Source organism: Streptomyces hygroscopicus (assembly GCF_026168105.1).
GTDB classification, from domain to species: Bacteria; Actinomycetota; Actinomycetes; order Streptomycetales; family Streptomycetaceae; genus Streptomyces; species Streptomyces hygroscopicus_D.
Genome location: NZ_LBMW01000014.1, coordinates 37,020 through 60,783, shown reverse-complemented (window position 1 = coordinate 60,783; position 23,764 = coordinate 37,020). Strand labels below are relative to the sequence as shown.

Below are 23,764 nucleotides of genomic sequence, written 5' to 3'. Positions count from 1 at the left end.
AGGCCTGATCCGGTGTCCGGCCCGTCCGCCGCGGATCCGCTCAGCGGACCTGTTCCGAAGTACCGTGCAGGTGCAGGGGCGCCAGCAGGGCCGCGGTGCGGTCCTGAGTCGGGAGGATCAGTGATGACAGCCGAGGCCGGACCGGCGGGGATGAGGACCGTCCAGCGCGCGATCGACATCCTGGGACTCTTCGACGAGAGCCGCCCCGCGCTGTCCACCCGCGAGATCGTCTCCGCGTCGGGCCTGCCCAAGACCACCGTGCTGCGCCTGCTGGGCACCCTCCGGCTCAACGGGCTGCTCTGGGTCGACGAACACGGCCGCTACATCGCGGGCCCGGCGCTGCTGCGCTGGTCCCGGCTCGCCGAACAGGCCTGGCGGCTGCCGCCCGCTGCCGGGGTAATCCTGCGGGACCTGGCCGCCGAGCACCAGGAGACGGTGCACCTTTCCGTGCGCCGCGACACCCAACGCGTGTGCATCGCCCAGGAGGAGGGGCCGCAGACGCTGCGGCAGGTCGTCCGGGTCGGGGACGAACTGCCGCTGTGGGCGGGCGGCGTGGCCAAGGTGCTGTTGCTCGACGCCCCCGAGGCGCTGTTGCGCCGTGTCGCGGAGACCTCTCCGTACGGCACCGCCCATCTGGAGACGCTGCACGCCTGGGTCGAGGAGGCGAGGGCCCATGGGTACGCCGCGAGCCACGGCGAGCGTGAGGAGGGTCTGTCTGCGGTGGCCGTGCCCGTGCGAGGACGCGACGGAGCGGTGGCGGCGGCCCTGTCCTTCGGCGGCCCCAGCCCCCGGTTCACCGAGGAACGCGTACGACGCTTCGCGGACGGGCTGAGTGCGGCGGCACGGGAGCTGGCGCGGGCGGGGCTGCCCTTCGAGGGATGAGGCGCACCCGGGGACCGTGCGACGTGGTCCATTCAGCGGACCAGACGTGCCATTGGTCGGATCATCGACCTAGACTGAGGGCTCCGCAGCACCCTATGCGTACCCGGGAAGGAAGGCGGCACCACCGTGGACCGGACCCTCGTCACCCGTTCCCCGCACGGTTCCGCGGACTGGTGGGTCACCGCCGACCAGGCGCGGCACGCGGCGCAGGGCGGACTCACGGAGGCCGCGACGGCACCCGACCTGCTGCGTACGCTCGCCGAGCTCGACCGGGCCCGCCAGGCGACGGTGGTCGCCGTCGGCGCCGCCGTGGAGGCGCTGCTCCTCGGAGGTGTCGCGTGGGAGGCGATTGCGGCGGCCCTGGGATTCGGCTCGGCCGAGGAGGCGGAACAGGCACTGGCCGCCGCCCGCGAGGACGCGGGAGCGGCGCTGGCACGCCGACTGGGCCGCCGGTCCTGAGGTCCCGCGGGAAGCGCTCCTGGGGGTGTCAGCCCGGGGTTCCGAGGATCTCCGCGAGGTCGTAGCGCACCGGTTCCTCCAACTGTGCGTAGGTGCAGCTCTCGGGGGTGCGATCCGGGCGCCAGCGGCGGAAGCGGGCGGTGTGCCGGAAGCGCACTCCGTTCTCCATGTGGTCGTACGCCACCTCCGCCACCCGCTCGGGCCGCAGCGGCACCCAGGACAGGTCCTTCTTCCCCGACCAGCGGCTGGGCGCGCCCGGCAGCCGGGCCGTCTCGTGGGCCACCTCGTCCGACCAAGCCGCCCACGGATGCCCCGCGACGTCGTCCATCCGCAGCGGCTCCAGCTCCTCCACCAGCTCCGCGCGCCGCTTCATGGAAAACGCGGCGGTGACCCCCACGTGCTGGAGGGCGCCCCGGTCGTCGTACAGGCCGAGCAGCAGCGACCCCACGACCGGGCCGCTCTTGTGGAAGCGGTAGCCCGCGACCACGACGTCCGCCGTGCGCTCGTGCTTGACCTTGTACATCACGCGTTCGTCCGGGCGGTAGGGGAGCTGGAGCGGCTTGGCGATCACCCCGTCCAGGCCCGCCCCCTCGTACTGCTCGAACCACTGCTGTGCCACCGCACGGTCCGTCGTCGCCGGCGCGAGGTGCACGGGTGGCGTGACCCCGGACAGGGCTCTCTCCAGCAGGGCGCGGCGGTTGCTCTGCTCCACGTCGAGCAGCGACTCGTCGTCCAGCGCCAGCAGATCGAACGTCACGAACGAGGCCGGTGTCTTCTCCGCGAGCATCCGCACCCGTGAGGCCGCGGGATGGATCCGCTCCGTCAGCGCGTCGAAGTCCAGGTGTCCCTCACGCGCGATCACGATCTCACCGTCCACCACGCACCTCTGCGGCAGCCGCTCCCGCAGTGCCTCCACCAGCTCCGGGAAGTACCTGGTCAGCGGCTTTCCGGTGCGACTGCCCAGTTCCACCTCGGCGCCGTCGCGGAAGACGATGGCCCGGAAGCCGTCCCACTTCGCCTCGTACTGCATGTCCGGCGGGATCGCAGCCACGGGCTTGGCGAGCATGGGCTTCACGGGCGGCATCACCGGCAGATCCATGGCTTTGACTCTAGGAGCCGTTCCAGGCGTCCGCCTCTCGGATGCCGCCCTGGACGACAGCGGCGAAGAAGGCGGACCGCGGCCGCACAGCGGGAGTGCCGCTCCCGCCCGTGTGCGAGGTCAGGTCCGTACGCCTACCGTGGCTCGCATGGGCGATGCGGTGGAACTGGAGATGGAGGGCAGGACGGTACGCCTGTCCAGTCCGGACAAAGTCTTCTTTCCGGAGCGCGGCTTCACCAAGCTCGACCTCGCGCGCTACTACATCGCTGTCGGCCCCGGCATCCTGCGCGCCCTGTACAACCGGCCCACCACCCTGGAACGCTACCCGGAGGGCGTGAGCGGCGAGTCCTTCTTCCAGAAGCGGGCGCCCAAGAACATGCCCGACTGGATCCCGACCGCCCACATCACCTTTCCGAGCGGGCGCAGCGCCGACGAGATGTGCCCCACCGAGGCCGCCGGCGTCGTCTGGGCCGCGCAGTACGGCACGCTCACCTTCCACCCGTGGCCGGTGCGCCGGGACGACGTCGACCATCCCGACGAACTCCGCATCGACCTCGACCCGCAGCCCGGCACCGACTACGCCGACGCGGTGCGCGCCGCCCATGAACTGCGTGCCGTCCTGGACGAGTTCGGCGGGCTCCGTGGCTGGCCCAAGACCTCCGGCGGCCGGGGGCTGCATGTCTTCGTGCCCATCGAACCCCGCTGGACCTTCACCCAGGTGCGCCGCGCCGCGATCGCCGTCGGGCGGGAGCTGGAGCGCCGGATGCCCGAGCACGTGACCATCGCCTGGTGGAAGGAGGAGCGCGGCGAGAAGATCTTCGTCGACTACAACCAGACCGCCCGCGACCGCACCGTGGCCTCCGCCTACTCCGTACGCCCCAAGCCGCACGCCCCGGTGTCCGCGCCCCTGCGCTGGGAGGAGGTCGGTGTCGCGGTACCCCGCGACTTCGACCTCGCCACCATGCCCAGCCGGTTCGCCGAACTCGGTGACGTCCACGCGGACATGGGCGACCATGCCTTCTCACTCGAGGCGCTCCTCGAACTCGCCCGGCGCGACGAGCACGACCACGGCCTCGGCGATCTGCCGTATCCGCCGGAGTATCCGAAGATGCCGGGCGAACCGAAGCGGGTGCAGCCGAGCCGTGCCCGGCGGGACGGCAGGCCGGGCACCCCCTAAGGGAGCATTCGGCGGGAAATATGACCGAAATACCACAAGTTGATCCTTGATGCGGATAAGATCCCGGCATGCCGCTACCGTCCCCCGCGTTCGTCCCCAGCGGCTCCTCTCCGTGAATTCCGTACAGGATGGGAAGTCCGTCATGGACAGACGCAGCTTCAACCGGCGGATGCTGCTGGGCGGTGCGGCCGTCGCGACATCGATGTCCCTCGCACCGGAGGCCGCCGGCACCGGCCAGGCCGTGGGAGAGCCGGTGCGACCGTCGGTGACAAGGGCGCGCGCGGGCGGCCGGATCAGGCGCCTCAAGCTGTACGCCGAGGAACTCGCCAACGGACAGATGGGCTACGGCCTCGCGAGAGGGAAGGCGACGATCCCGGGCCCGCTGATCGAGCTCATCGAGGGCGACACGGTGCACATCGAGTTCCACAACACCACGGACGTCGCGGCGAGCCTGCATGTGCACGGTCTGGACTACGACATCCCCAACGACGGAACGAGGGCGACCCGAGGCGCCGTGCCGCCCGGCGGCACGCGCACCTACACCTGGCGCACACATGCTCCCGCCCTGCGCCCGGACGGTACTTGGCGGGAAGGCAGCGCAGGCTACTGGCACTACCACGACCACGTCATCGGTACGGAACACGGCACGGGCGGCATCCACAAGGGCCTGTACGGGCCCGTGATCGTACGCCGCGTGGGCGACATCCTGCCCGACCGGACCTTCACGATCGTGTTCAACGACATGATGATCAACAATCGCATGTCCCACACCGGACCCGATTTCGCCGCGAAGCTCGGGGAGCGCGTCGAGTTCGTGATGATCACGCACGGCGATGCGTACCACACGTTCCATCTGCACGGTCACCGTTGGGCGAACACGCGCACGGGCCTCGTCACCGGGCCCCACGACGTCAGCCAGGTGATCGACAACCGGATCGTGGGACCGGGGGACTCCTTCGGCTTCCAGGTGATCGCGGGAGAGCGGGGTGGGGCGGGCGCGTGGATGTACCACTGCCATGTGCAGGCCCATGCGGACCGCGGCATGGCCGGGATGTTCCTCGTGAAGAGGGCTGACGGGACGATTCCAGGGTATGAGCCGCACCGGCACAGCCACCCCGGTCCCGACGCGAACCGCGGGGGCACGCACCCTCGGGAGCGCTCTCAGCGTCATGGGCGGAGCGGGCTATCCTGATCGGCAACCGCCGAGGAGGAGTCCCGAAGTGACCGGAACCGCGCCGCGTCCCACACTGGAGGCCGTGGCTGCCCGGGCCGGGGTCTCACGGGCCACCGTCTCCCGGGTCGTCAACGGGGGCGACGGTGTGCGCGAGCCCCTCGTCGAGCGGGTGCGCAGGGCCGTGGAGGAACTCGGCTATGTGCCGAACAAGGCCGCGCGCAGTCTGGTGACCAACCGGCACGACGCGGTCGCCGTCGTGATCGCCGAACCGGAGACCCGGGTCTTCGCCGACCCCTTCTTCGCCCTCCAGTTGCGCGGCATAAGCAAGGAGTTGACGGCCCATGACTCCCAGCTTGTACTGCTCCTGACGGAGGGCCGCGCCGACCACGCCCGGGTCGGCCGCTATCTCGCCGGAGGCCATGTCGACGGCGCGCTGGTCTTCTCGCTGCACCTCGACGACCCGCTGCCGGAGCTGGTACGGGGAGCCGGGGTGCCGACCGTGTTCGGCGGGCGGCCGGGCTGGGGCGACGGCACGCGCGGTGTCGTGTACGTGGACAGCGACAACCGCGGCGGGGCCCGTGAGGCCGTACGCCATCTCGTCCAACTGGGCCGCCGCCGCATTGCGCACATCACCGGTGCCCTCGACCAGACGTCCGCCGTGGACCGGCTCGACGGGTTCCGGGACGTCATGGTCGATGCCGACCCGGGACTCATCGCCGAAGGGGACTTCACACCGGCCGGTGGCGAACGCGCGATGCGGGAGCTGCTGGAACGCTGTCCCGATCTGGACGCGGTCTTCGCAGCCAACGACCTGACCGCCTCCGGCGCCCTGCGCGTGCTGCGGGCGCACGGGCGGCGAGTGCCCGACGACGTCGCGGTCATAGGCTTCGACGACATGCTGCCGGTCGCCGAGCAGACCGACCCGCCCTTGACGACGGTCCGTCAGGACATAGAGGAAATGGGCCTGTTGATGGCCCGCCTGTTGCTGCGCACCCTCGACCGGCGGGGCGACGGGCCGGGCGAGGGCGATCCGTCCGGGCTGGGTGCCCGGCCGTCCAGCGTGGTGCTGCCGACGAGTCTGGTGCGCCGCGACTCGGCCTGAGCCGTCTAGGAGCCGACCGTCACCGTCAGCCGCCTCGGGTTCGAGTCGTACGCCGCTCCCGACACGTCCGGCTGGCCGTCGGGGTGCACGTCGTCGTACGGGAACGCGTACCCGGTGGGCGAGTTCGCGTGCACGATCCGCGCCCAGTGGTTGGTCACTCCGCCCCGGTAGTAGTCGGCGCTCGTCAGGCCGTTCGGCTGGTCGGGGTGGGTGAGCATGAGCGAGCGGTTGAAACCGGCGGCGAGCCGGGCGAGCAGAGCCTTCTTGACGTCGGGGTCGCCGGGGTTGTTGGCGAACGGGCCGTGATTGCAGGTGAAGATGTCCCTTGACGTGGGCTTGGCGAAAGCGTGCCCGCCGGTGAAGGTGAGCGTGTCACCGCTGACCCTGCCGGTGAAGACGCCCCGGCCGCCCTGGAGGTCGATCCTCAGGTCGGTGCCGCGGTACTTCTGCCAGACATGGTCGGCATAGGCGGTCCACAGGTCACGGAACGGCATTCTGTCGGGCTGGTCGAAGTACGGCGCCATCAGGTTCTGCGGGGAGATGACCCGCAGGACCTTCCCTCCGGAGCGGACCACGAGCTGGTCCCAGGGCTGCCCGTCTCCGGCGGCCTGGGCCGTCAGATCCGAGGCGATCCTGTCCACCGCGCCGTTGGGCAGCGGTGCGACCACGTGCGTGGCGTCGCCCGCCAGGGAGAGCCCGATCGGGAGAGCGGTCACCAGGTCGACATAGCTGATGTTCGCGTACAGCTGGCTGGAGTTGAAGGTGAACTCACAGAACGACCACGTCTTGGCGTAGTTGGGGTCCGCGGGCGTCGCGAACGCGGGCTCCACCAGGGCCGGGCCCGGGTTGAGAAAGAAGGCGAGAGTGTCGTCGCGTACGAAGTAGACCCGCGCCCCGTACATCTGAGGAAGCGTCAGCACCGTGGGCGACGAACCCGCGGGTCCCAGTGGGATGGAGCAGTCGACGGGCAGCGGGGTGTGCGGAGCGGAGGGCGAGGCGGGCCGGTAGACGCCGCCGTCGGCCCGCAGGAGCATCCAGGCGCCCGTGGACTGCTCGTGTCCGGTGACATACGCCCGGACCGTTCCTGGCAACGAGGCGTTGCGCAAGGCCAGTTCGCAGGTTGTGGGGGCCGCCTGGGCGGTGCCGGCGCTCAGGGCGACGGCACAGGCGGGGGAGGCGGCGGCCACGGTGGCCGCGGTCAGAAACGCTCGGCGCGATATCACGAGTGGGCTCCTGGGGTGTGGGGGGAGTGCAGGGAATGGATGTCGGCCGGGGTGCGTCCCTGCGGTGGATCCACTGTTCCCAGGGGAAGTTGAGTCGTCAAGGGTTATGACTGAGAGCGCTCTCGAAAACCTTCTGCCTTCAAGAAGTGATGGACGGGGTGGGCGTCCCCCGCGTGCCGGAAGGCGCGGCGGCGCAGCGCGACGCGCGGCCCACCCCGCTGCGGGACGTGATCGCGCACTACGGGCGGATCTCCAAGACCCTGCACATCATGCGCCTGGCGGACGAGCCCGATGACCGCCGTCAGACCAAGAAGCATCCCTCGCGTCAACTACTCGGCGAGGATGCCGATGCCGTCACCCAGCAGCTTGAGTCCGAGGACGAAGAAGAGGACGGCCATCACGGCGACATTGTGCTGTGCGGCCCAGTCTCGCCAGCTGCCGAGGATTGGGCATCGTCCTCGGGAACAGCGGCGGCCTCGCCCTGCACCGCAGGGCAAGACGCTCTTCAAGGCTCAGCCCAGGACCGGGCCGACACCGGCGGACGGTTCAGCCGAGTCGGAACCGTCGGTGGTCCTTGTTCTCACCGTTGGTGGCCCTTGTTCTCCTCGGCCGGCGACCGAAGTCCGGAGGTACGCCTCCAGCTCTGCGGCCCCGGTGAGCATCGCCCGCCCGCGGGCGGACAGCCGGCCGCGCCAGTCGCACAGTGCGGCCTCCAGCGGCTCCAGCCCACCAGCCGCCCGTACTTGGGCGATCAGCGGGGCGATCTGCTCCAGCAGGTAGCCGCCCCGCCTGAGCTGGTGGGCCAGCCGGGCGTCCCGCACGTCGGCCTCGTCGTAGACGCGGTACCCGGTCAGCGGGTCGCGGCGCGGGCGCACCAGCCCGGCGCGCTCCCATTTGCGCAGCGTCGCGGGCCGGATTCCGAGCTTCCCTGCCAGCGGCCCGATGAATGTGCCGCCGGGCCCCGCGGCCGGCTCGGGCACGGTGTCGGGCTCGGACGCCGTGGTGGGCTCCAGGTCGCGGAGGGCACTCTCCACGGCCTGGAGGGTCCGGCGGTCGTCGAGGAGCTGGGCGTGGCTCTCGTCGATGAGGCGGAATGCCTTCTCGGCCGCACCCTCGTTCACCGCCCGCATGATCGACGTCGCCGTCTGGTGGCCGTGGCCGGGCACCAGAGCGAGGAATGCGCTCAGGGCCCGCGCGTGCAGCGGGGTATAGGCGCGGTAGCCGTGGGGGGAGCGACCAGCGGCCGGAAGGATGCCGGCCTCCTCGTAGTTTCTGATCGCCTGAGTGGACAGACCGTGCCCGCGCGCCAGGTCAACGGGCCTGAGCCGCTCACCGCTTTGAAGGTTTCGTCCCATGGAATCGACGATATCGCGGCAAAGTTTCAATCGAAGGTTCAACGATACCGTTGAAGGCATGGCGACAGACATCAAGGACACCGCCCATGCCGTCGAGGCCCCCGCCGTCATGAGGCTGCTCCCGGCCCGGCCGCGGCTGCTCGCCCTGGGCGAGCCCACCCACGGCGAGGACAATCTGCTCGATCTGCGCAACGAGCTCTTCCGGCAGCTCGTCGAGCAGGAGGGCTACCGGACGATCGCGATCGAGAGCGACTGCATGATGGGCCTGGTCGTGGACGACTACGTCACCTCGGGCACGGGCACCCTCGACGAGGTCATGGAGCACGGATTCAGCCACGGCTGGGGCACCTCCGCGGCCAACCGTGAGCTCGTGCGCTGGATACGGGCCTACAACGACGGCCGGCCCGCGTCCGAGCGGCTCCGTTTCGCCGGTGTCGACGGCCCGCTGGAGATCACCGGCGCCGCTAGTCCCCGGCAGGCCCTCACCGCACTCCACGGCTACCTCTCGCCCCGGGTGGACGCGGACCTGCTCCCCTGCACCGGGGAGACGATCGAACGCCTCCTCGGCGCCGACGACCGGTGGACCAATCCCGCCGCGATGATGGACCCTTCCCAGTCCGTGGGGCAGTCGGCCGAGGCCAAGGAACTGCGGCTGCTCGCCGACGATCTGGTGGTGCTGCTCGACGCGCAGACGCCGCACCTGATCACGGCGACTTCGCGGGACGACTGGGACCCGGGCGTGCCTGTACGGGCGCACCGCCACCGGACTGCTGCGTTACCACTACTGGATGGCCGACACCTCACCGGCCCGCATGACCCGGCTGGTGGGCCTGCGGGACCAGATGATGGCCCACAACCTCCTCGCCCTCGCGGCTCGGGGCCCGGCACTCGTCCACGCCCACAACGCCCATCTCCAACGGGAGAAGAGCACGATGCGGATGGGCGGGATGCCGCTGCAGTGGTGGAGCGCCGGTGCGCTGGTGAGCGCCCAGCTCGGCGACGGGTACGCCTTCGTGGCCACGGCGCTCGGCACGATCCGGCACCAGGGAGTGGACACCCCGCCGCCGGAGACAGTCGAAGGGCTCCTGTACGCGCTCCCGGAGGACCGCTACGTCATCGACGCCTCGCGGCTTGCCACCGCCCTCGGTGACACGCGGCCCGCCCCCCGCGAATCCCCCTGGTTCGGCTACTCCTCGCTCGACCCGGCCCACTTGGCGGACAGCGACGTCATCGTGTTCGTCAAGGACGTCCTGCAGAGCTAGTGCCACCATCAGCAGTTCGGCCTGTCGGGGCGCTTCGGATGCGCGGGAGGCGTCCCGGCGTCAACGGCGAATACGACCGCTCGGCGCCGGGCGCCCCCGGGCGCCGGAAGGTGCTATTGCTACTGCGGCTGCCGCTGTGCGCTCTTGATCACCGCGAACCGCGCCGCGAACGGGTCGGCGAGCCGGGCGATACGGCCCACTCCTTCGACGTCCCTTGCGGGCACCCGGACCGTGCCGCCGAGCTCCTGTGTCCTGCTCACCGTGACGTCCGTGTCCGCCACCTCGAAGTACGGCAGCCAGTGCGCGCCGGACTCCGCCTCCGCGGGATCGTCGGCCGATGGGACGAGTCCGCCGAACATGGAGTCCGCGCCCGCGCCTTCGGGGTTGATACAGGTATACGTGCCGCCGGGAAAGGACACGCCCTCGGTCTCCCACCCGAGTACCTGGTGGTAGAACGCGGCGGCGCGGGCGATGTCCGCGGTGTGCAGCTCGACCCAGCACAGCGAGCCGGGGTCGGTGGCCACCTCGACGCCCTTGGTCCGGCCCGGCTGCCAGATGCCGAAGTGCGCCCCGGCCGGATCGGCGAGGATGGCCATGTGGCCTTCGCCCATGATGTCCATGGGCTGGACGAGCACACTGCCGCCGGCCTGTTCGGCCGCCTTCGCTGTGGCCTGTGCGTCGGGGCTCTGGAAGTAGACGGTCCAGGACGGCGGTCCCTGCTCGGGGCCGGTCTGCATACCGCCGGCCACGGTCTTGCCGGAGAGCTGGAAGAAGCCGTAGCCCCCGGAGTCAGGCCCCGCCGACTGGAATTGCCAGTCGAAGAGGCCGCCGTAGAAGGCGATGGCGCCGTCGATGTCCGGGGTGCCTACATCCAGCCAGTTCGGGGAGCCTTTGACGAAACGGGTGGTGAGCATGAATGCCCTCCTTCGAGGGGTCCCGTTGCCTGCTCTGCCGAGTCTTGCACCGCCCACTGACAATCGCCGCCGGAACCGCGCGATGGGCTCAAGTGACGGCCGTCGGCTTGTCCGTTCTCGCTGTGGGTTCCTGCGCGCGCCGCCGTGCGTCGCCGCGTCGGACGGGGGCATCATCAAGCGTCGTGCGAGGTCGCCGTGCGGGGCCCTCGTGGGGGCCGTTGATCCCGTGTTGATCGAACGTTTTTCGCCGCGCGACACGATCTTGGCCATGCACATCGAAGCGATGACTGCGTCCGAGGTCGCCTGGCATGAGCGGGCGCTGTGTGCGCAGACGGGGGCCGAGTTCTTCTTTCCCGAGCCGGGTAGCTCGGTACGAGAGGCGAAACGTATCTGCGAGCTGTGTGAGAGCCGGTCCGCGTGTCTCGAATACGCGCTTGCCAACGACGAACGGTTCGGCGTCTGGGGCGGGCTGTCCGAGAAGGAGCGCCTGCATCTGCGGCGGACGGAGGGCGACCGATGAGGGCGGCCACCGCCTCGGTACGGGACCGCCGTGGCGCCCGGGCGGGCTCCCGGAGCACGCCCGGGGCGTAGCGGCGCGCGCCGGGCGGCCCGAGGGCGCCACGGCGCGCCAGGTGCCCGGCTTCACTCCGGGTGACCCGGCCGAGGGCCTGGAGGCCCGGCCGGTGAGACGCACTCGCCCCGACGAGGAGTGGTGGACGGGCGGGAGGGCGGCGCCCGGGTACGACCGCGGGTCGTGGAGCCCCCCGCCCGTCCGGATGCGCCACCGGGCGCGCGGGACGATGCTGGAGACATGTCCGGACGGGCTCCTGTCATCGTTCATCCACCGTCGGGCACCGGCGGCCGTCGGGTGACCGCGCGGGGGGAGATCCTGGGGATGGCGTTCTCCGACGAGGACGTGATCGAATTCCTCGGACGGGCCGGACTGCCCGACGCGGAGGACCTGCTCGACGATCCGGCGTGGGTGAAGTGGCGCGGCGCGGACCCGCACCACTACGAGGCAGCCTAGGAGACGGTACCGACGCGTGGCGGGCCGGGCGTGGGGCGTGTCGTCGCGCCCGCATGTCGTCGGGCACCCTCGGCGCACGGCACGCCGCGACCGCCTGCGGTTACGCCCCGCGAGCCGCCATCCGTGCCTTGCGGGCCGCCAGCTTCTCGTCGAACTTCGTGGCCTCCGCGTCCAGCCCGCCCATGAACAGGCCCAGTTCCTCCTGGGCCCGGCGCCCCTCGGGGCCGAGGCCATCGATCTCCATGATCTTCAGGAAGCGAAGCACCGGCTGGATCACGTCGTCGTGGTGGATGCGCACGTTGTAGACCTCGCCGATCGCCATCTGCGCGGCGGCGCGCTCGAAGCCGGGGATGCCGTGGCCGGGCATGCGGAAGTTCACCACGACGTCCCGCACCGCCTCCATGGTCGGATCGGGCGCGATCTCGAACGCGGCCTTGAGCAGGTTCCGGTAGAAGACCATGTGGAGGTTCTCGTCTGTGGCGATGCGGGCCAGCATCCGGTCGCAGACCGGGTCGCCGGACTGGTGCCCGGTGTTGCGGTGCGAGATGCGCGTGGCCAGCTCCTGGAAGGCGACGTACGCGACGGAGTGCAGCATCGAGTGCCGGTTGTCCGACTCGAAGCCCTCGCTCATGTGCGCCATGCGGAACCGTTCCAGCTTGTCGGGGTCGACCGCGCGCGAGGCGAGCAGGTAGTCCCGCATCACGATGCCGTGCCGGCCCTCCTCGGCGGTCCAGCGGTGCACCCAGGTGCCCCACGCGCCGTCGCGGCCGAAGAGCGTGGCGATCTCGTGGTGGTAGCTGGGGAGGTTGTCCTCCGTCAGCAGGTTCACGACCAGCGCGATCCGGCCGATCTCGGTGACCTTGGACTGCTCCTTCTCCCAGGCCGTGCCGTCGTCGAAGAACCCAGGGAAGTTGCGGCCGTCGCTCCAGGGCACGTACTCGTGCGGCATCCAGTCCTTGGCGATCTTCATATGCCGGTTCAGCTCGGTCTCCACCACTTCCTCCAGGGCGTACAGCAGCCGGGCGTCGGTCCAGGCGGAGGGGCTGCCGAGGTGGGGAGAGGTGATCGTCACGAGAACTCCAGGGAGACGGCGAAAACAGCGCAGGGACCGGCGAGCGGTGCCGGAACCTACGGGATCGTAGGCTACGAGGCCGTAGGTTACGAAGCCGTAGGCTAAGTGTGCTGTAAAGAGTGCTGTTCAGCCGGTGTCCCACGGGGCGTCAGAAGCGGGACCGCACCCCCGCCGCGCAGGGTGGGACGTCACAGGTCCACGGGCCGCACGGATGCCGTGTGGGCCCGTCAGCCGTACAGGTCCCGCAGGCGCACCGAGAGACATGTCACACAGCCCTCGAGCTTCTCGAACTCGCTGATGTCCACCTGGACCGGTTCGTGCCCGAGGTCTGCGAGCAGTTCCGCGGTCCTCGGGGCGCTGGCCGCCATGAGCAGCTTGCCGCCGCCGAGCAGTACGACATGTGAGCCGGACTCCTCCGGCACCGGCAGGAAGCGCGGGAACAGGGCCGGCTTGTCCACCAGCGGCACATGCCCGATGACCGTCCCGTCGGGGAGCGCGGTGACCGCGGACTTCAGGTGCAGAACTCGGGTGACCGGTACGGCGACGACCCGGGCGCCCAGCGGTTCGAAGACCGCGCGCAGCTGCTGGACGGCGGCCCTGTTGGTGCGCCCGCTGCGGCCGACGTAGATCGTGTCGTCGACCTTCAGGATGTCGCCGCCGTCGAGGGTGCCCGGCTCCCAGATCCAGTTCACCGAACAGCCGAGCCGGGCCACGGCCTCCTCGACGCCCGCGGTCTCCCCGCGCCGGGACTCCGCGCCGGGCCGGGCGATCAGCGCGACGTTCTTGTACACCACGACGGCGTCCTCGACGAACACCGAGTCCGGACAGTCGTCCGCCGGATCCACCTCGACGGTCTCCCAGCCGTGTGTACGCAGCGCCTTCGCATATGTATCCCACTGCTCGAGCGCGAGATCGACGTCGACCTTCTCCCGCTCCATGTGCGTCACCAGCCCCTCGGCCAGGCGCGGGCTGGGTCGGCGGATGAGGGCCTTCTTGCTGGGCACGTGCGGAACTCCGTCTCGGCTGTGGGTGTCGCCCGCCATCATGCAGGGCCGGACCTCGGGCACAAAGCCCCCGGCTCCGGCCGTGGCCCGCCGATGTACGCGGCGGGCCCACGACGCCCCGGCGGTGCCGGACCCCTACCCGCCGGAGCCAGACCTAGGCGGTGTCTGACATTCCCGCCGGGTGCGCGACGCCTGGCACGGCACCTCGCCGCGTTGCCGGATCACCCGAAGGCGCCCAGTACGCGGGAGTTCCTCCCCCAGCCACCCGCCGGGAGGTGCCCCTTGCACCGGACGCCGCGCGCCGATCCGACGCGAATGGTCACAACCGCCTAGGCGGGATGCCCGAGGGCGTCCGGCGTGGTCTCCCGGAGTTCCCCTTCTAGCAGCAGCCAGCGCGTGATCCCGATCGACTCCAGGAACGGCACGTCGTGTCCGGCCACGATCAGCGCACCCTCGTACGACTCCAGGGCCGTGGTGAGCCGGCGCACGCTCGCCATGTCGAGGTTGTTCGTCGGCTCGTCGAGCATCAGCAGCTGCGGCGCCGGCTCGGCGAGCAGCAAGGCGGCCAGCGTGGCACGGAACCGCTCGCCGCCGGAGAGGGTCCCGGCCGGCTGGTCGGCCCTCGCGCCGCGGAACAGGAATCGCGCCAGCCGGGCCCGAATCCGGTTGTTGGTGGCGTCCGGGGCGAACCGGGCCACGTTCTCCGCGACCGTCAGCTCCTCGTCGAGGACGTCCAGCCGCTGCGGCAGGAAACGCAGCGGCACGTGTGCCGTCGCCTCGCCCGACACCGGGTCCAACTCGCCTGCGATCGTGCGCAGCAGCGTGGTCTTGCCCGCGCCGTTGCGTCCGATCAGCGCGATCCTCTCCGGGCCGTGCAGATCGAGCGCGCCCGCCACGCGAGCGCCATAGACCAGTTCCAGGTCCCGGAGCGTCAGGACGGACCGCCCCGGCGGCACCGCTGTACGGGGCAGGTCGACACGGATCTCGTCGTCGTCCCGTACCGCCTCGACCGCTTCGTCGAGCCGCTCCCTCGCCTCGGCGAGCTTCTCCTCGTGCATGATGCGGTGCTTGCCCGCGGACTCCTGCGCCGCTCGTTTGCGCGCCCCCATGACGATCTTCGGTTCGCGCTTGGTGTCCCACATCTTCTGCCCGTACCGCTTGCGGCGGGCCAGCTTGACCTGGGCGTCGGCCAGTTCGCGCTTCTGCTTGCGGAAGTCGGCCTCGGCGACGCGCACCATGCGTTCCGCCGCCTCCTGCTCGACGGCCAGCGCCTCCTCGTACGCCGTGAAGTTGCCGCCGAACCAGACGACCTCCCCGGAGCGCAGATCCGCGATCTGGTCGACCCGGTCGAGGAGTTCACGGTCGTGGCTGACCACGACCATGACGCCCGACCATGCCTCGACGGCCGCGTACAGGCGCCGGCGTGCGTACAGGTCGAGGTTGTTGGTGGGCTCGTCGAGCAGCAGCACGTCCGGACGGCGCAGCAGCAGCGCGGCCAGCCGCAGCAGGACGGACTCGCCGCCGGAGACCTCGCCGATGCTGCGGTCGAGCCCGATGTGGCCGAGCCCCAGCTCGCCGAGCATTGCCTCGGCGCGCTCCTCCACGTCCCAGTCGTCGCCGACCGTGCTGAAGTGTTCCTCGGCCGCGTCACCCGCCTCGATGGCGTGCACCGCGGCGCGCGTCGCGGCTATGCCCAGCGCCTCGTCGACCCGCAGGGTGGTGTCGAGTGTGACGTTCTGCGGCAGGTGACCGACCTCGCCGGCGACGCGCACGGCGCCTGCGGACGGGGCGAGTTGACCGGCGATCAGTTTCAACAGGGTCGATTTTCCCGACCCGTTGACGCCGACGAGCCCGGTCCTGCCCGGACCGAATGCGACCTGGAGGTCGTCGAAGACGGAGGTGCCGTCGGGCCAGGAGAAGGACAGGGACGTACAGGTGATGGAAAGGGTCTGTGACATGCGGGCCTCGCGGTTGCTCGGGTTTATCGGGGGCAACGCGTGTGAGACACCGCATGGGCGCGACAGCCGGTGAACGGGGAGGGAGCCCCGTACCGGAGGACGGCTCGTACGCCGAGGTCGCACGCGACGCACACAGACGCGAACAGCGCTGTGTGACGCGGTGTCCCAGGACCTCAGACGAGCAACGTCCTTCTCCAATCGACGGCAACAGGACTGCCGTACACCGTAAGAGAGGGGCCGAGGGGTGTCAACGAATTAAGCGAACGGGGTACCCGAACCGGGAACGTCCGCAGGCCGGATCCCGCCGCGTCTGCTCAACCCGTGCAAGGAGGCCCCGTGCCCGACGGCTCCCTCTCGCTGCCCGCCCGGCTCTATCTGCTGGCCTGGGACACCACGAAGCTCAGACTCACCGCTGCGACCCAGCTCGGTCACCTGGTGAGAGCGGGCGCCCTCACCGAACTGGCGCAGCGGGGACTGCTCACCGATGTCGACGGCGTCGCCACCCCGTCCGACCTCGACGCCCACACCGGCGACCTCGTTCTCGACGGTCTCCTGGAACTCGTCGAGGAGTCCCGGCCCCGCTCCTGGAAGACCTGGGTGACCCTGCACACCGGTGTCACCCTGGACGCCGTCCGCGCCCAGCTCGCCGCCGACGGTCTGCTGCGCGTCGGCAGGAAGAGGGTGCTGGGGCTCTTCCCGTCCGTGGAGTACGAGCTGGAGCGGGTCGGGACGGTGGAGGCCCTGCAGGAGGAGGCGCGGCAGGTGATCACCGGTCCGGTGCCCGTCACGGAGGTCTCCGACCGCGACGCGGCCCTCGTCGCCCTGGCCGCCGCGGCCGAACTGCGCACGGTGGTGACCGCCGCGGACCGCAGGCGTCACAAGGAGCGGATCGAGGCGCTGACGGACCGCGGCGGCGCCGCGGCGCCCGCGCTCAAGAAGGTCGTCCACGAGGTGCGCACGGCGATGGTGGCGGCGGTCTCGGCCGCCACCACGGGGGCGGCCAACTGACACCTTCGGGGGCCGGACAGCTCGCTTCGGTCCCCGCGGAATGCGTCGGCCGGCAGGAAAGGCCGTGCCTGCGGGGCGTGTTCAGCAGGCGTCCCGCAGGAGTCGTGTTCAGCAGGCGTCCCGCATGAGTTCCGCGAGGTCGTGGTCCAGGTCCACCTGCAGGTGCTCGAGGCCGACGGGCACCAGCTCCGTGGTCCGCTGCAGGAAGCGCCGGATCTCGCTCGAGTGGACGTGCACCACGGCGGTGCCTTCGGGGGCGTGGAACTCCAGGACGGTGCGGTCGTAGCCGTACGGCCGCGCTCGCACGTCGCCGTGGCCCTCCGGGCCCTCCAGGCCCGCGGTGAGGAGCTCTCGGGCGAAGGTCCAGCAGACCTCCACACCTTCCAGGGTGGCCGGGGCGGGGAAGGTCATCCGAACCGCGAACGGGTCGCGCCGGTCGTAGTGGAGCATGGCCGGAATGCTCGGCATCCGCGGCGCGGCGGCGACGAGGCGGGCCTCCACGGGCTGCTCGATGACGGTGGACAACGCCTGGCTCCCTTGTGACGGCTGAACGGACTTCGGGCGGATGAGGCACGGCACTTGAAGAGACGATGGAATCGGCCAATCCGTGCCCATGAATTACGAGTGACCTCTGTCACCGACTCCATGCCACTGAGGCGATCCACTGACAGATTCATTACTCCGTCCCGCTTCCGGGGACAACGGAGAGGACACCACGTACGGGCGTGCGGTTCCCGGGACGTCATCTGGACGGCACCGGGGGAGTGGGCTAGCTTCGCCCGCCATGACGGGCATGGGGAACACGAGACGTACAGGCCGCACGATGGCCGTGGGACTGTGCGCGGCGGCGCTCGCCGCACTGTCGGTGGCTCCGGCGCAGGCGCACGGGGTGCGGCGGCCGTTACCGCACTGGCAGCTCCAGGACAGCGGCACGGACGTACGCTTCCGTGGCCTCTCGGCGGTCAGCCGGTCAGCCGCGTGGCTCGCCGGATCCAAGGGCACCGTCCTGCGCACCACCGACGGGGGCGTGCACTGGCGGAACGTCTCCCCGCCGGGCGCCTCGGACCTGGAGTTCCGCGACGTCGAGGCGTTCGACGCCCGGCACGCGGTGGTACTGGCCATCGGCGAGGGCGAGGCCTCCCGGGTCCTGCGCACCGACGACGGGGGCACGACCTGGACGGAGACGTTCCGCAACACCGACACCAAGGCCTTCTACGACTGCCTCACCTTCTTCGACCGCCGTCACGGCCTCGCCGTGAGCGACCCGGTGGACGGAAGGTTCCGCATCCTCTCCACCCGCGACGGCGGCCGCTCCTGGACGGTACTGCCGAGCGCCGGAATGCCGGCGGCCCAGGACGGCGAGGCCGCCTTCGCCGCCGGCGGCCAGTGCCTGGTCGCTTCGGGGCCGCGAGACGTGTGGCTCGCCACCGGCGGCGCGGCGCACGCGCGCGTGCTGCACTCCGCCGACCGCGGACTGACCTGGACGGCCGCCGACACGCCGGTTCCCGCGGGTGATCCGGCGCGCGGCGTCTTCGCGCTCGCCTTCCGGGACCGGACGCACGGACTGGCCGTCGGCGGGGACTACCGCGCCGACCAGCCCTCCCCACGCGCGGCGGCGGTGACCCGGGACGGCGGCCGCACCTGGACGCCCGCCGGTGAGCCCCCGCCCGCCTACCGCTCCGGTGCCGCCTGGCTCCCGCACACCCGCGCCGCCGCTCTCGCCGTCGGCCCGACCGGCACCGACCTGACCACGGACGGCGGCCGCACGTGGAAGACCGTCGACCGGGGCTCGTACGACACCGTGGACTGCGCCCCCGACCTGGGCTGCTGGGCCTCCGGCGAGAAGGGGCGGGTGGCACGTCTGGAGCCCTGACGATGATCCCGGGTGAAAACGGGTACTCGTGAGCCCTCACCCACGAAAGGATGTGACCGGTCATGCCGCGCGGCTCCAGCCCCAAGCGGGAACGCCAGTACGAGCACATCAAGGAGAGCGCCCTCGACCGTGGCGAGAGCGCGGAGCGCGCCAAGGAGATCGCGGCGCGGACCGTGAACAAGGAGCGCGCCCGCTCCGGCGAGTCGAGGACAGCGAGCCGCACGTCCACCCAGGACATGTCGTCCGGCAGGCGCGGCGGACAGCGCTCGGGCAAGGGCTCCCAGGGGCCCACGTACGACCAGCTGTACGAAGAGGCCAAGCGCCGCAACATCCGCGGTCGTTCGGACATGAACAAGAGCGAGCTGCGGCGCGCTCTGGGCAACAAGTGACCGCGGCCCGCGGGGTCGTACGCTCGATACCACCATGACGACCGTACGCATGCCCGCGGGCTGGCCCGCGACCGAAGAAGAAGCCCGTGCCGTGCAGGACGAGTTGCGCGGCAGGGTGATCCTGGACGAGCCGGGACCGCCGCCAGGGACAGGTCCCGTCACAGGGGTCGACGTCGCCTACGACGACGAGCGCGGCGTGGTCGCGGCGGCGGCCGTCGTCCTGGACGCCGCCACACTCGCCGTACTCACCGAGGCCACCGCGGTCGGCGAGGTCTCCTTCCCGTATGTGCCCGGGCTGCTGGCCTTCCGCGAGATACCCACGGTTCTCGCCGCTCTGGGCGCACTGGGCCGCGACCCCGGCGTGGTGGTCTGTGACGGCTACGGCCTCGCCCACCCGCGCCGTTTCGGACTGGCGAGCCACCTGGGCGTGCTCACCGGGCTGCCCACGATCGGCGTGGCCAAGAACCCCTTCACCTTCACGTTCGAGGAGCCCGGGGCCGAGCGCGGCAGTACGAGCCCCCTCCTCGCCGGCGCCGACGAGGTCGGCCGGGCACTGCGCACACAGACGGGCATCAAGCCGGTGTTCGTGTCCGTGGGCCACCGGATCGATCTGGCCACGGCCTGCGCCCACACCCTTGCCCTCGCCCCGAGGTACCGCATCCCCGAGACCACCCGGCGCGCCGACGCCCTGTGCCGGCGGGCCCTGAAGGAGGCCGTCGGTACAGCGGCACGCCATCGCGACTGAGTAGGGGAACTGAGTACCCGTACCGATGTGGCCGCGTCGAGGTGATCGGCAGGCTGGGCACATGACGAGACACCGTTCACCCCATGCCACCGGCCACCCCTCCCGGACCGTCGAACGCGGCGTGACCGCCGCCCTGGTGCTCGCCCTCGTGGCCGGGCTCGCGTGGATCGGCGGGATGATCGGCACCGTCCTGGGGTGGCCGCTCTAGAAGCCGCCGGAGTCTCTACCGCAGGGCCGCCACCCGGAATTCGATGCCCACCGCGCGGAGGCGGTCGATGAGGGCGTCGCCCATCGCCTCGGCGGTGGTGACCTGGCCGGACGTACGCGGCAGGTCGTCCAGGGCGAGGGACAGGGCCGCCTCGGCGAACATCTTCGCCGTCTCCTCGTAGCCCGGATCCCCACCCGTGACCTCCGTATAGACGCGCCGGCCGCCGCCCTCGCCCACGAACCGCACCGAGAACCAGCTCTTCGCCCGCGTCTTTGCACTCGGTCCCTCCCCGGGACTGATCCTGCCGGACAGCCAACGGCGTGCGGGCGGCACCTGGGCGGCCGCGAACAGAGCGCCCACCGCCGCGACCCCGCCCAGGGCGTACGGCAGGGTCTCGACCGCCGCGTAGTGCCGGTAGCGGAAGTCGGGTCCGTACCGTTCCAGGGCGCGCGCCGACCGGCGCACCACCTGCCCGTCGATGGTGGGCAGCGGCAGCGCCCACGCCCCGACCTCCTTCGCGAAGCGCGGTGCGCCGAGCGGCGCCCGCGCCCGCCGTCCCAGCAGCCGTGGCTCATGGCGGCCGCGGTCCCGGGCCGCGGCGAGCATCTTCGGCCCGCGTGCCAACTGGCCGAGGGCGGAGGCGAACGTGCCGCCCGAGAACATGCCCTGTGCGCGGACGAATCCGTCGACCGCCAGCGGCACGCCCTCGGGCAACTGCCGCACGGTGAAGTACGCGCCCAGGTCGTGCGGAACCGAGTCGAATCCGCAGGAGTGCACGAGGCGTGCTCCCGTCTCCCGCGCGCGTGCGTCGTGCCGCACGTACACGAGATCGACGAATTCGGCCTCGCCGGTCAGGTCCAGGTAGTCGGTGCCCGCCTCGGCGCAGGCCGCCACGAGTTCCTCGCCGTACTGCAGATAGGGCCCGACCGTGGTGGCGAGCACGCGCGTGTGGCGTGCGAGTTCGCGCAGCGACACGGGGTCCGATACATCCGCCTGGAGTACATCGGGCACGGCAGCGCCGGCGAAGCCCTCCCGCAGCCGCTCCAGCTTCTCCGCGCTGCGGCCCGCGACGGCCCAGCGCAGCCCCTCGGGCGCCTGTGCCGCGAGGTATTCCGCAGTGAGCGTGCCCACGAAGCCCGTGGCTCCGAACAGCACGATGTCGTACGCGCGATCCGTCTTCAGCCTGCTCATGACACCTCTCCGCCCGCGCCGTTGTCGGTGGCTGAGGCTAGCGTGAGGTACGGGCGGTCGTACGAGGAGGTCGGGTGGGTCGGCGTCGGCGCACCACGGCGTGTGTCGAATTTGACTAAGCGCTTGCTCGTGCGAGTATTGCCCGGACTGCAACACGTTCTTAACATCGCTGATGTCACAGTGGTTGTGTCACAGAGCTGGGGGCTTGATGGCAGTGGCAGGGACGCCGGGGCTCGGCCCCCTCGCCGGCGTGCGCGTCGTCGAGCTCGCGGGCATAGGGCCCGGTCCGTTCGCCGGAATGCTCCTTGCCGACCTGGGCGCCGACGTCGTCCGCGTGGACCGGCCGAACGGATCAGGGCTCGCCATCAACCCCGAGTACGACGTCACCAACCGCAACAAGCGCTCGGTGCTGGTCGACCTCAAGGCCGAGGACGGCCCGGCCCGCGTCCTGGACCTGGCCGAACGCGCCGACATCCTCATCGAGGGCTACCGCCCGGGCGTTGCCGAACGCCTCGGCGTCGGCCCCGAGGCCTGTCACGCCCACAACCCCCGGCTGGTCTACGGCCGGATGACCGGCTGGGGGCAGGAGGGTCCGCTCGCCCCGCGGGCCGGACATGACATCGCGTACATCGCGCTCACCGGCGCCCTCGGCATGATCGGCGAGGCGGATGCGCCGCCCGCCGTCCCCGTCAACCTCGTCGGCGACTACGCGGGCGGCTCGCTGTACCTGGTCGTCGGCGTCCTCGCCGCCCTTCACCACGCGCGCGCGACGGGCGCCGGGCAGGTCGTGGACGCGGCGATCGTCGACGGCGCCGCTCATCTGACCTCGATGATCCACGGCATGCTCGCCGCCGGGGGCTGGCAGGACCGCCGCGGCGCCAACCTCCTCGACGGCGGCTGCCCGTTCTACGGCACCTACGAGACGGCCGACGGACAGTACATGGCGGTGGGCGCCCTCGAGCAGCAGTTCTACGAGGAGTTCGTGGACCTGCTGGGCATCGGGGAGCAGGCCCCGGCCCGCAGGGACGTCACCCGCTGGGGCGAGTTGCGCGCCCTTGTCGCGGCCCGCTTCAAGACCCGTACGCGCGACGAGTGGACCACGGTCTTCGAGGGATCCGACGCCTGTGTCGCGCCCGTCCTCTCGCTCCGCGAGGCCCCCGCCCACCCCCATCTCGCCGCCCGTGGCACCTTCACCGACCACGGCGGAATCACCCAGCCCGCGCCGGCACCCCGCTTCTCCGTCACCCGCACGGAGGTCCGCGGGGGACCGGCGCAGCCCGGCGCCGACACCGCGGACGTCGCCCGGGACTGGCAGATACCCCGACTCCTCGAGGACGGCGACCGATGAACTCCTCGACATCCCCCGATCACGCGGCTGACCCTCCCCGAAAGGCTGACCAGTGAGCACCGAAGCGTACGTGTACGACGCGATCCGCACCCCGCGCGGACGCGGCAAGGCGAACGGCGCCCTGCACGGCACCAAGCCCATCGACCTGGTGGTCGGACTCATCCACGAGATCCGCCGGCGGTTCCCGGACCTCGACCCGGCCGCCATCGACGACATCGTGCTCGGTGTCGTGGGCCCGGTCGGCGACCAGGGCTCCGACATCGCCCGTATCGCCGCGATCGCCGCCGGTCTGCCCGACACGGTGGCCGGCGTTCAGGAGAACCGCTTCTGTGCGTCCGGTCTCGAGGCCGTCAACCTGGCCGCCGCGAAGGTCCGTTCGGGCTGGGAGGACCTGGTGCTCGCGGGCGGCGTCGAGTCGATGTCGCGGGTGCCGATGGCCTCCGACGGCGGCGCCTGGTTCGCCGACCCGATGACCAACATGACCACCAACTTCGTACCGCAGGGCATCGGCGCCGACCTCATCGCGACCATCGAGGGCTTCTCGCGGCGGGACGCCGACGAATACGCGGCGCTGTCCCAGGAGCGGGCCGCGGCCGCCTGGAAGGACGGCCGCTTCGAGAAGTCCGTGGTCCCGGTGAAGGACCGCAGCGGCCTCGTCGTCCTCGACCACGACGAGCACATGCGGCCGGGCACGACCGCCGACTCGCTCGCGAAGCTCAAGCCCTCGTTCGCGGACATCGGCGAGCTGGGCGGCTTCGACGCGGTGGCGCTGCAGAAGTACCACTGGGTCGAGCAGATCGACCACGTCCACCACGCGGGCAACTCCTCCGGCATCGTGGACGGCGCGGCACTGGTCGCCATCGGCACCAAGGAGGTCGGGGAGCGGTACGGGCTGCGGCCCCGGGCCCGGATCGTCTCGGCGGCGGTGTCCGGCTCCGAGCCGACGATCATGCTGACCGGCCCCGCGCCCGCCACCCGCAAGGCGCTCGCCAAGGCCGGGCTGACGATCGACGACATCGACCTGGTCGAGATCAACGAGGCGTTCGCCGCGGTCGTGCTGCGCTTCGTCAAGGACATGGGGATCTCGCTGGACAAGGTCAACGTCAACGGCGGCGCCATCGCCCTCGGCCACCCGCTGGGCGCGACCGGCGCGATGATCCTCGGCACGCTGGTGGACGAGCTGGAGCGGCAGGACAAGCGGTACGGGCTGGCCACGCTGTGCGTGGGCGGCGGCATGGGCATCGCGACCGTCGTCGAGCGTGTCTGACCTTCCCCAACGGATCTTACGGAGCAC

23 protein-coding genes and 1 pseudogene are annotated in these 23,764 nt (G+C 71.1%); 15 read left to right on the top strand and 9 right to left on the bottom strand.

The genetic code is table 11. The features are described from left to right. Positions 1-123 precede the first annotated feature (123 nt). Together AAW14_RS16040 and AAW14_RS16035 are read left to right on the top strand one after the other, a co-directional pair. A complete protein-coding gene (locus AAW14_RS16040) occupies positions 124-882 on the top strand; it encodes an IclR family transcriptional regulator (protein ID WP_265564478.1) in 759 nt (252 codons plus the stop codon). A gap of 126 nt (positions 883-1,008) precedes the next feature. Then, positions 1,009-1,341 (top strand): hypothetical protein, encoded by a 333-nt coding sequence (locus AAW14_RS16035; RefSeq protein ID WP_265564476.1) that lies wholly within the window; start codon positions 1,009-1,011, stop codon positions 1,339-1,341. A 28-nt stretch (positions 1,342-1,369) separates the two neighbouring features. On the opposite strand, the gene AAW14_RS16030 is transcribed toward AAW14_RS16035, so the two are convergent. Next, positions 1,370-2,440, bottom strand: a complete 1,071-nt coding sequence (locus AAW14_RS16030; protein WP_265564474.1) for an ATP-dependent DNA ligase — start codon at positions 2,438-2,440, stop codon at positions 1,370-1,372. A gap of 148 nt (positions 2,441-2,588) precedes the next feature. Between AAW14_RS16030 and ligD the strand changes: the two genes are divergently transcribed. The 3 genes from ligD (at position 2,589) to AAW14_RS16015 (ending at position 5,893) form a co-directional block, all read left to right on the top strand. Then, entirely contained in the window at positions 2,589-3,617 is a 1,029-nt protein-coding gene (gene ligD / locus AAW14_RS16025; RefSeq protein WP_265564472.1) for a non-homologous end-joining DNA ligase, read from the top strand. A gap of 142 nt (positions 3,618-3,759) precedes the next feature. Then, entirely contained in the window at positions 3,760-4,809 is a 1,050-nt protein-coding gene (locus tag AAW14_RS16020) for a multicopper oxidase domain-containing protein (protein ID WP_265564471.1), read from the top strand. A 28-nt stretch (positions 4,810-4,837) separates the two neighbouring features. Next, positions 4,838-5,893, top strand: a complete 1,056-nt coding sequence (locus AAW14_RS16015) for a LacI family DNA-binding transcriptional regulator (protein WP_265564470.1) — start codon at positions 4,838-4,840, stop codon at positions 5,891-5,893. 5 nt (positions 5,894-5,898) lie between these two features. On the opposite strand, the gene AAW14_RS16010 is transcribed toward AAW14_RS16015, so the two are convergent. Then, entirely contained in the window at positions 5,899-7,116 is a 1,218-nt protein-coding gene (locus AAW14_RS16010) for a glycoside hydrolase family 64 protein (RefSeq protein ID WP_265564468.1), read from the bottom strand. Positions 7,117-7,628: 512 nt separating this feature from the next. Continuing rightward, a complete protein-coding gene (locus AAW14_RS16005; RefSeq protein WP_265564466.1) occupies positions 7,629-8,471 on the bottom strand; it encodes a TioE family transcriptional regulator in 843 nt (280 codons plus the stop codon). Positions 8,472-8,529: 58 nt separating this feature from the next. Here AAW14_RS16005 and AAW14_RS16000 point away from each other — a divergent pair. Further along, a pseudogene (locus AAW14_RS16000) lies at positions 8,530-9,733 on the top strand (erythromycin esterase family protein). A gap of 119 nt (positions 9,734-9,852) precedes the next feature. Here the strand turns inward: AAW14_RS16000 and AAW14_RS15995 are convergent. Next, on the bottom strand, positions 9,853-10,647 hold the full coding sequence (locus AAW14_RS15995; protein WP_265564464.1) for a VOC family protein: 795 nt from the start codon (positions 10,645-10,647) through the stop codon (positions 9,853-9,855). 268 nt (positions 10,648-10,915) lie between these two features. Here AAW14_RS15995 and AAW14_RS15990 point away from each other — a divergent pair, with 268 nt between their 5' ends. Beyond that, on the top strand, positions 10,916-11,167 hold the full coding sequence (locus AAW14_RS15990; RefSeq protein WP_265564587.1) for a WhiB family transcriptional regulator: 252 nt from the start codon (positions 10,916-10,918) through the stop codon (positions 11,165-11,167). Between the two features lie 291 nt (positions 11,168-11,458). After that, positions 11,459-11,674 carry a hypothetical protein gene (locus AAW14_RS15985; RefSeq protein WP_265564463.1) on the top strand — a complete coding sequence of 72 codons (216 nt, stop codon included), beginning with the start codon at positions 11,459-11,461 and terminating at the stop codon, positions 11,672-11,674. Positions 11,675-11,774: 100 nt separating this feature from the next. Here the strand turns inward: AAW14_RS15985 and AAW14_RS15980 are convergent, their stop codons facing one another. The 3 genes from AAW14_RS15980 to AAW14_RS15970 all read right to left on the bottom strand — a co-directional run bounded on the left by AAW14_RS15980 (position 11,775) and on the right by AAW14_RS15970 (position 15,708). Then, positions 11,775-12,746, bottom strand: coding sequence for an acyl-ACP desaturase (locus AAW14_RS15980; RefSeq protein ID WP_265564461.1), 972 nt, complete (start codon positions 12,744-12,746; stop codon positions 11,775-11,777). Positions 12,747-12,973: 227 nt separating this feature from the next. Further along, positions 12,974-13,750: a dimethylargininase gene (gene ddaH, locus AAW14_RS15975; RefSeq protein WP_265564459.1), complete on the bottom strand. Its 777-nt coding sequence runs from the start codon at positions 13,748-13,750 to the stop codon at positions 12,974-12,976. Between the two features lie 329 nt (positions 13,751-14,079). Continuing rightward, the gene (locus AAW14_RS15970) at positions 14,080-15,708 is read right to left on the bottom strand and encodes an ABC-F family ATP-binding cassette domain-containing protein (protein ID WP_265564457.1); all 1,629 of its coding nucleotides are present in this window, start codon (positions 15,706-15,708) and stop codon (positions 14,080-14,082) included. 336 nt (positions 15,709-16,044) lie between these two features. Between AAW14_RS15970 and AAW14_RS15965 the strand changes: the two genes are divergently transcribed. Next, complete coding sequence (locus tag AAW14_RS15965) at positions 16,045-16,716, top strand: GOLPH3/VPS74 family protein (RefSeq protein WP_265564455.1); 672 nt, start codon at positions 16,045-16,047, stop codon at positions 16,714-16,716. A 108-nt stretch (positions 16,717-16,824) separates the two neighbouring features. Here the strand turns inward: AAW14_RS15965 and AAW14_RS15960 are convergent, their stop codons facing one another. Further along, complete coding sequence (locus AAW14_RS15960) at positions 16,825-17,241, bottom strand: SsgA family sporulation/cell division regulator (protein WP_265564454.1); 417 nt, start codon at positions 17,239-17,241, stop codon at positions 16,825-16,827. Between the two features lie 298 nt (positions 17,242-17,539). Here AAW14_RS15960 and AAW14_RS15955 point away from each other — a divergent pair, with 298 nt between their 5' ends. From AAW14_RS15955 to mmpA, 4 genes are all read left to right on the top strand, one after another. Beyond that, positions 17,540-18,589: a WD40/YVTN/BNR-like repeat-containing protein gene (locus AAW14_RS15955; protein ID WP_265564586.1), complete on the top strand. Its 1,050-nt coding sequence runs from the start codon at positions 17,540-17,542 to the stop codon at positions 18,587-18,589. 62 nt (positions 18,590-18,651) lie between these two features. Then, positions 18,652-18,978 carry a plasmid stabilization protein gene (locus tag AAW14_RS15950; protein ID WP_265564452.1) on the top strand — a complete coding sequence of 109 codons (327 nt, stop codon included), beginning with the start codon at positions 18,652-18,654 and terminating at the stop codon, positions 18,976-18,978. A gap of 34 nt (positions 18,979-19,012) precedes the next feature. Continuing rightward, positions 19,013-19,723: an endonuclease V gene (locus AAW14_RS15945; RefSeq protein ID WP_265564450.1), complete on the top strand. Its 711-nt coding sequence runs from the start codon at positions 19,013-19,015 to the stop codon at positions 19,721-19,723. A gap of 61 nt (positions 19,724-19,784) precedes the next feature. After that, a complete protein-coding gene (gene mmpA / locus AAW14_RS15940) occupies positions 19,785-19,931 on the top strand; it encodes a morphogenic membrane protein MmpA (protein ID WP_265564449.1) in 147 nt (48 codons plus the stop codon). 15 nt (positions 19,932-19,946) lie between these two features. On the opposite strand, the gene AAW14_RS15935 is transcribed toward mmpA, so the two are convergent. Beyond that, positions 19,947-21,122, bottom strand: coding sequence for a saccharopine dehydrogenase family protein (locus tag AAW14_RS15935; RefSeq protein WP_265564447.1), 1,176 nt, complete (start codon positions 21,120-21,122; stop codon positions 19,947-19,949). A 208-nt stretch (positions 21,123-21,330) separates the two neighbouring features. Here AAW14_RS15935 and AAW14_RS15930 point away from each other — a divergent pair, with 208 nt between their 5' ends. Beyond that, complete coding sequence (locus AAW14_RS15930) at positions 21,331-22,470, top strand: CaiB/BaiF CoA transferase family protein (protein WP_265564445.1); 1,140 nt, start codon at positions 21,331-21,333, stop codon at positions 22,468-22,470. 52 nt (positions 22,471-22,522) lie between these two features. Beyond that, a complete protein-coding gene (locus tag AAW14_RS15925) occupies positions 22,523-23,737 on the top strand; it encodes an acetyl-CoA C-acetyltransferase (protein WP_265564443.1) in 1,215 nt (404 codons plus the stop codon). Positions 23,738-23,764: the final 27 nt, after the last annotated feature.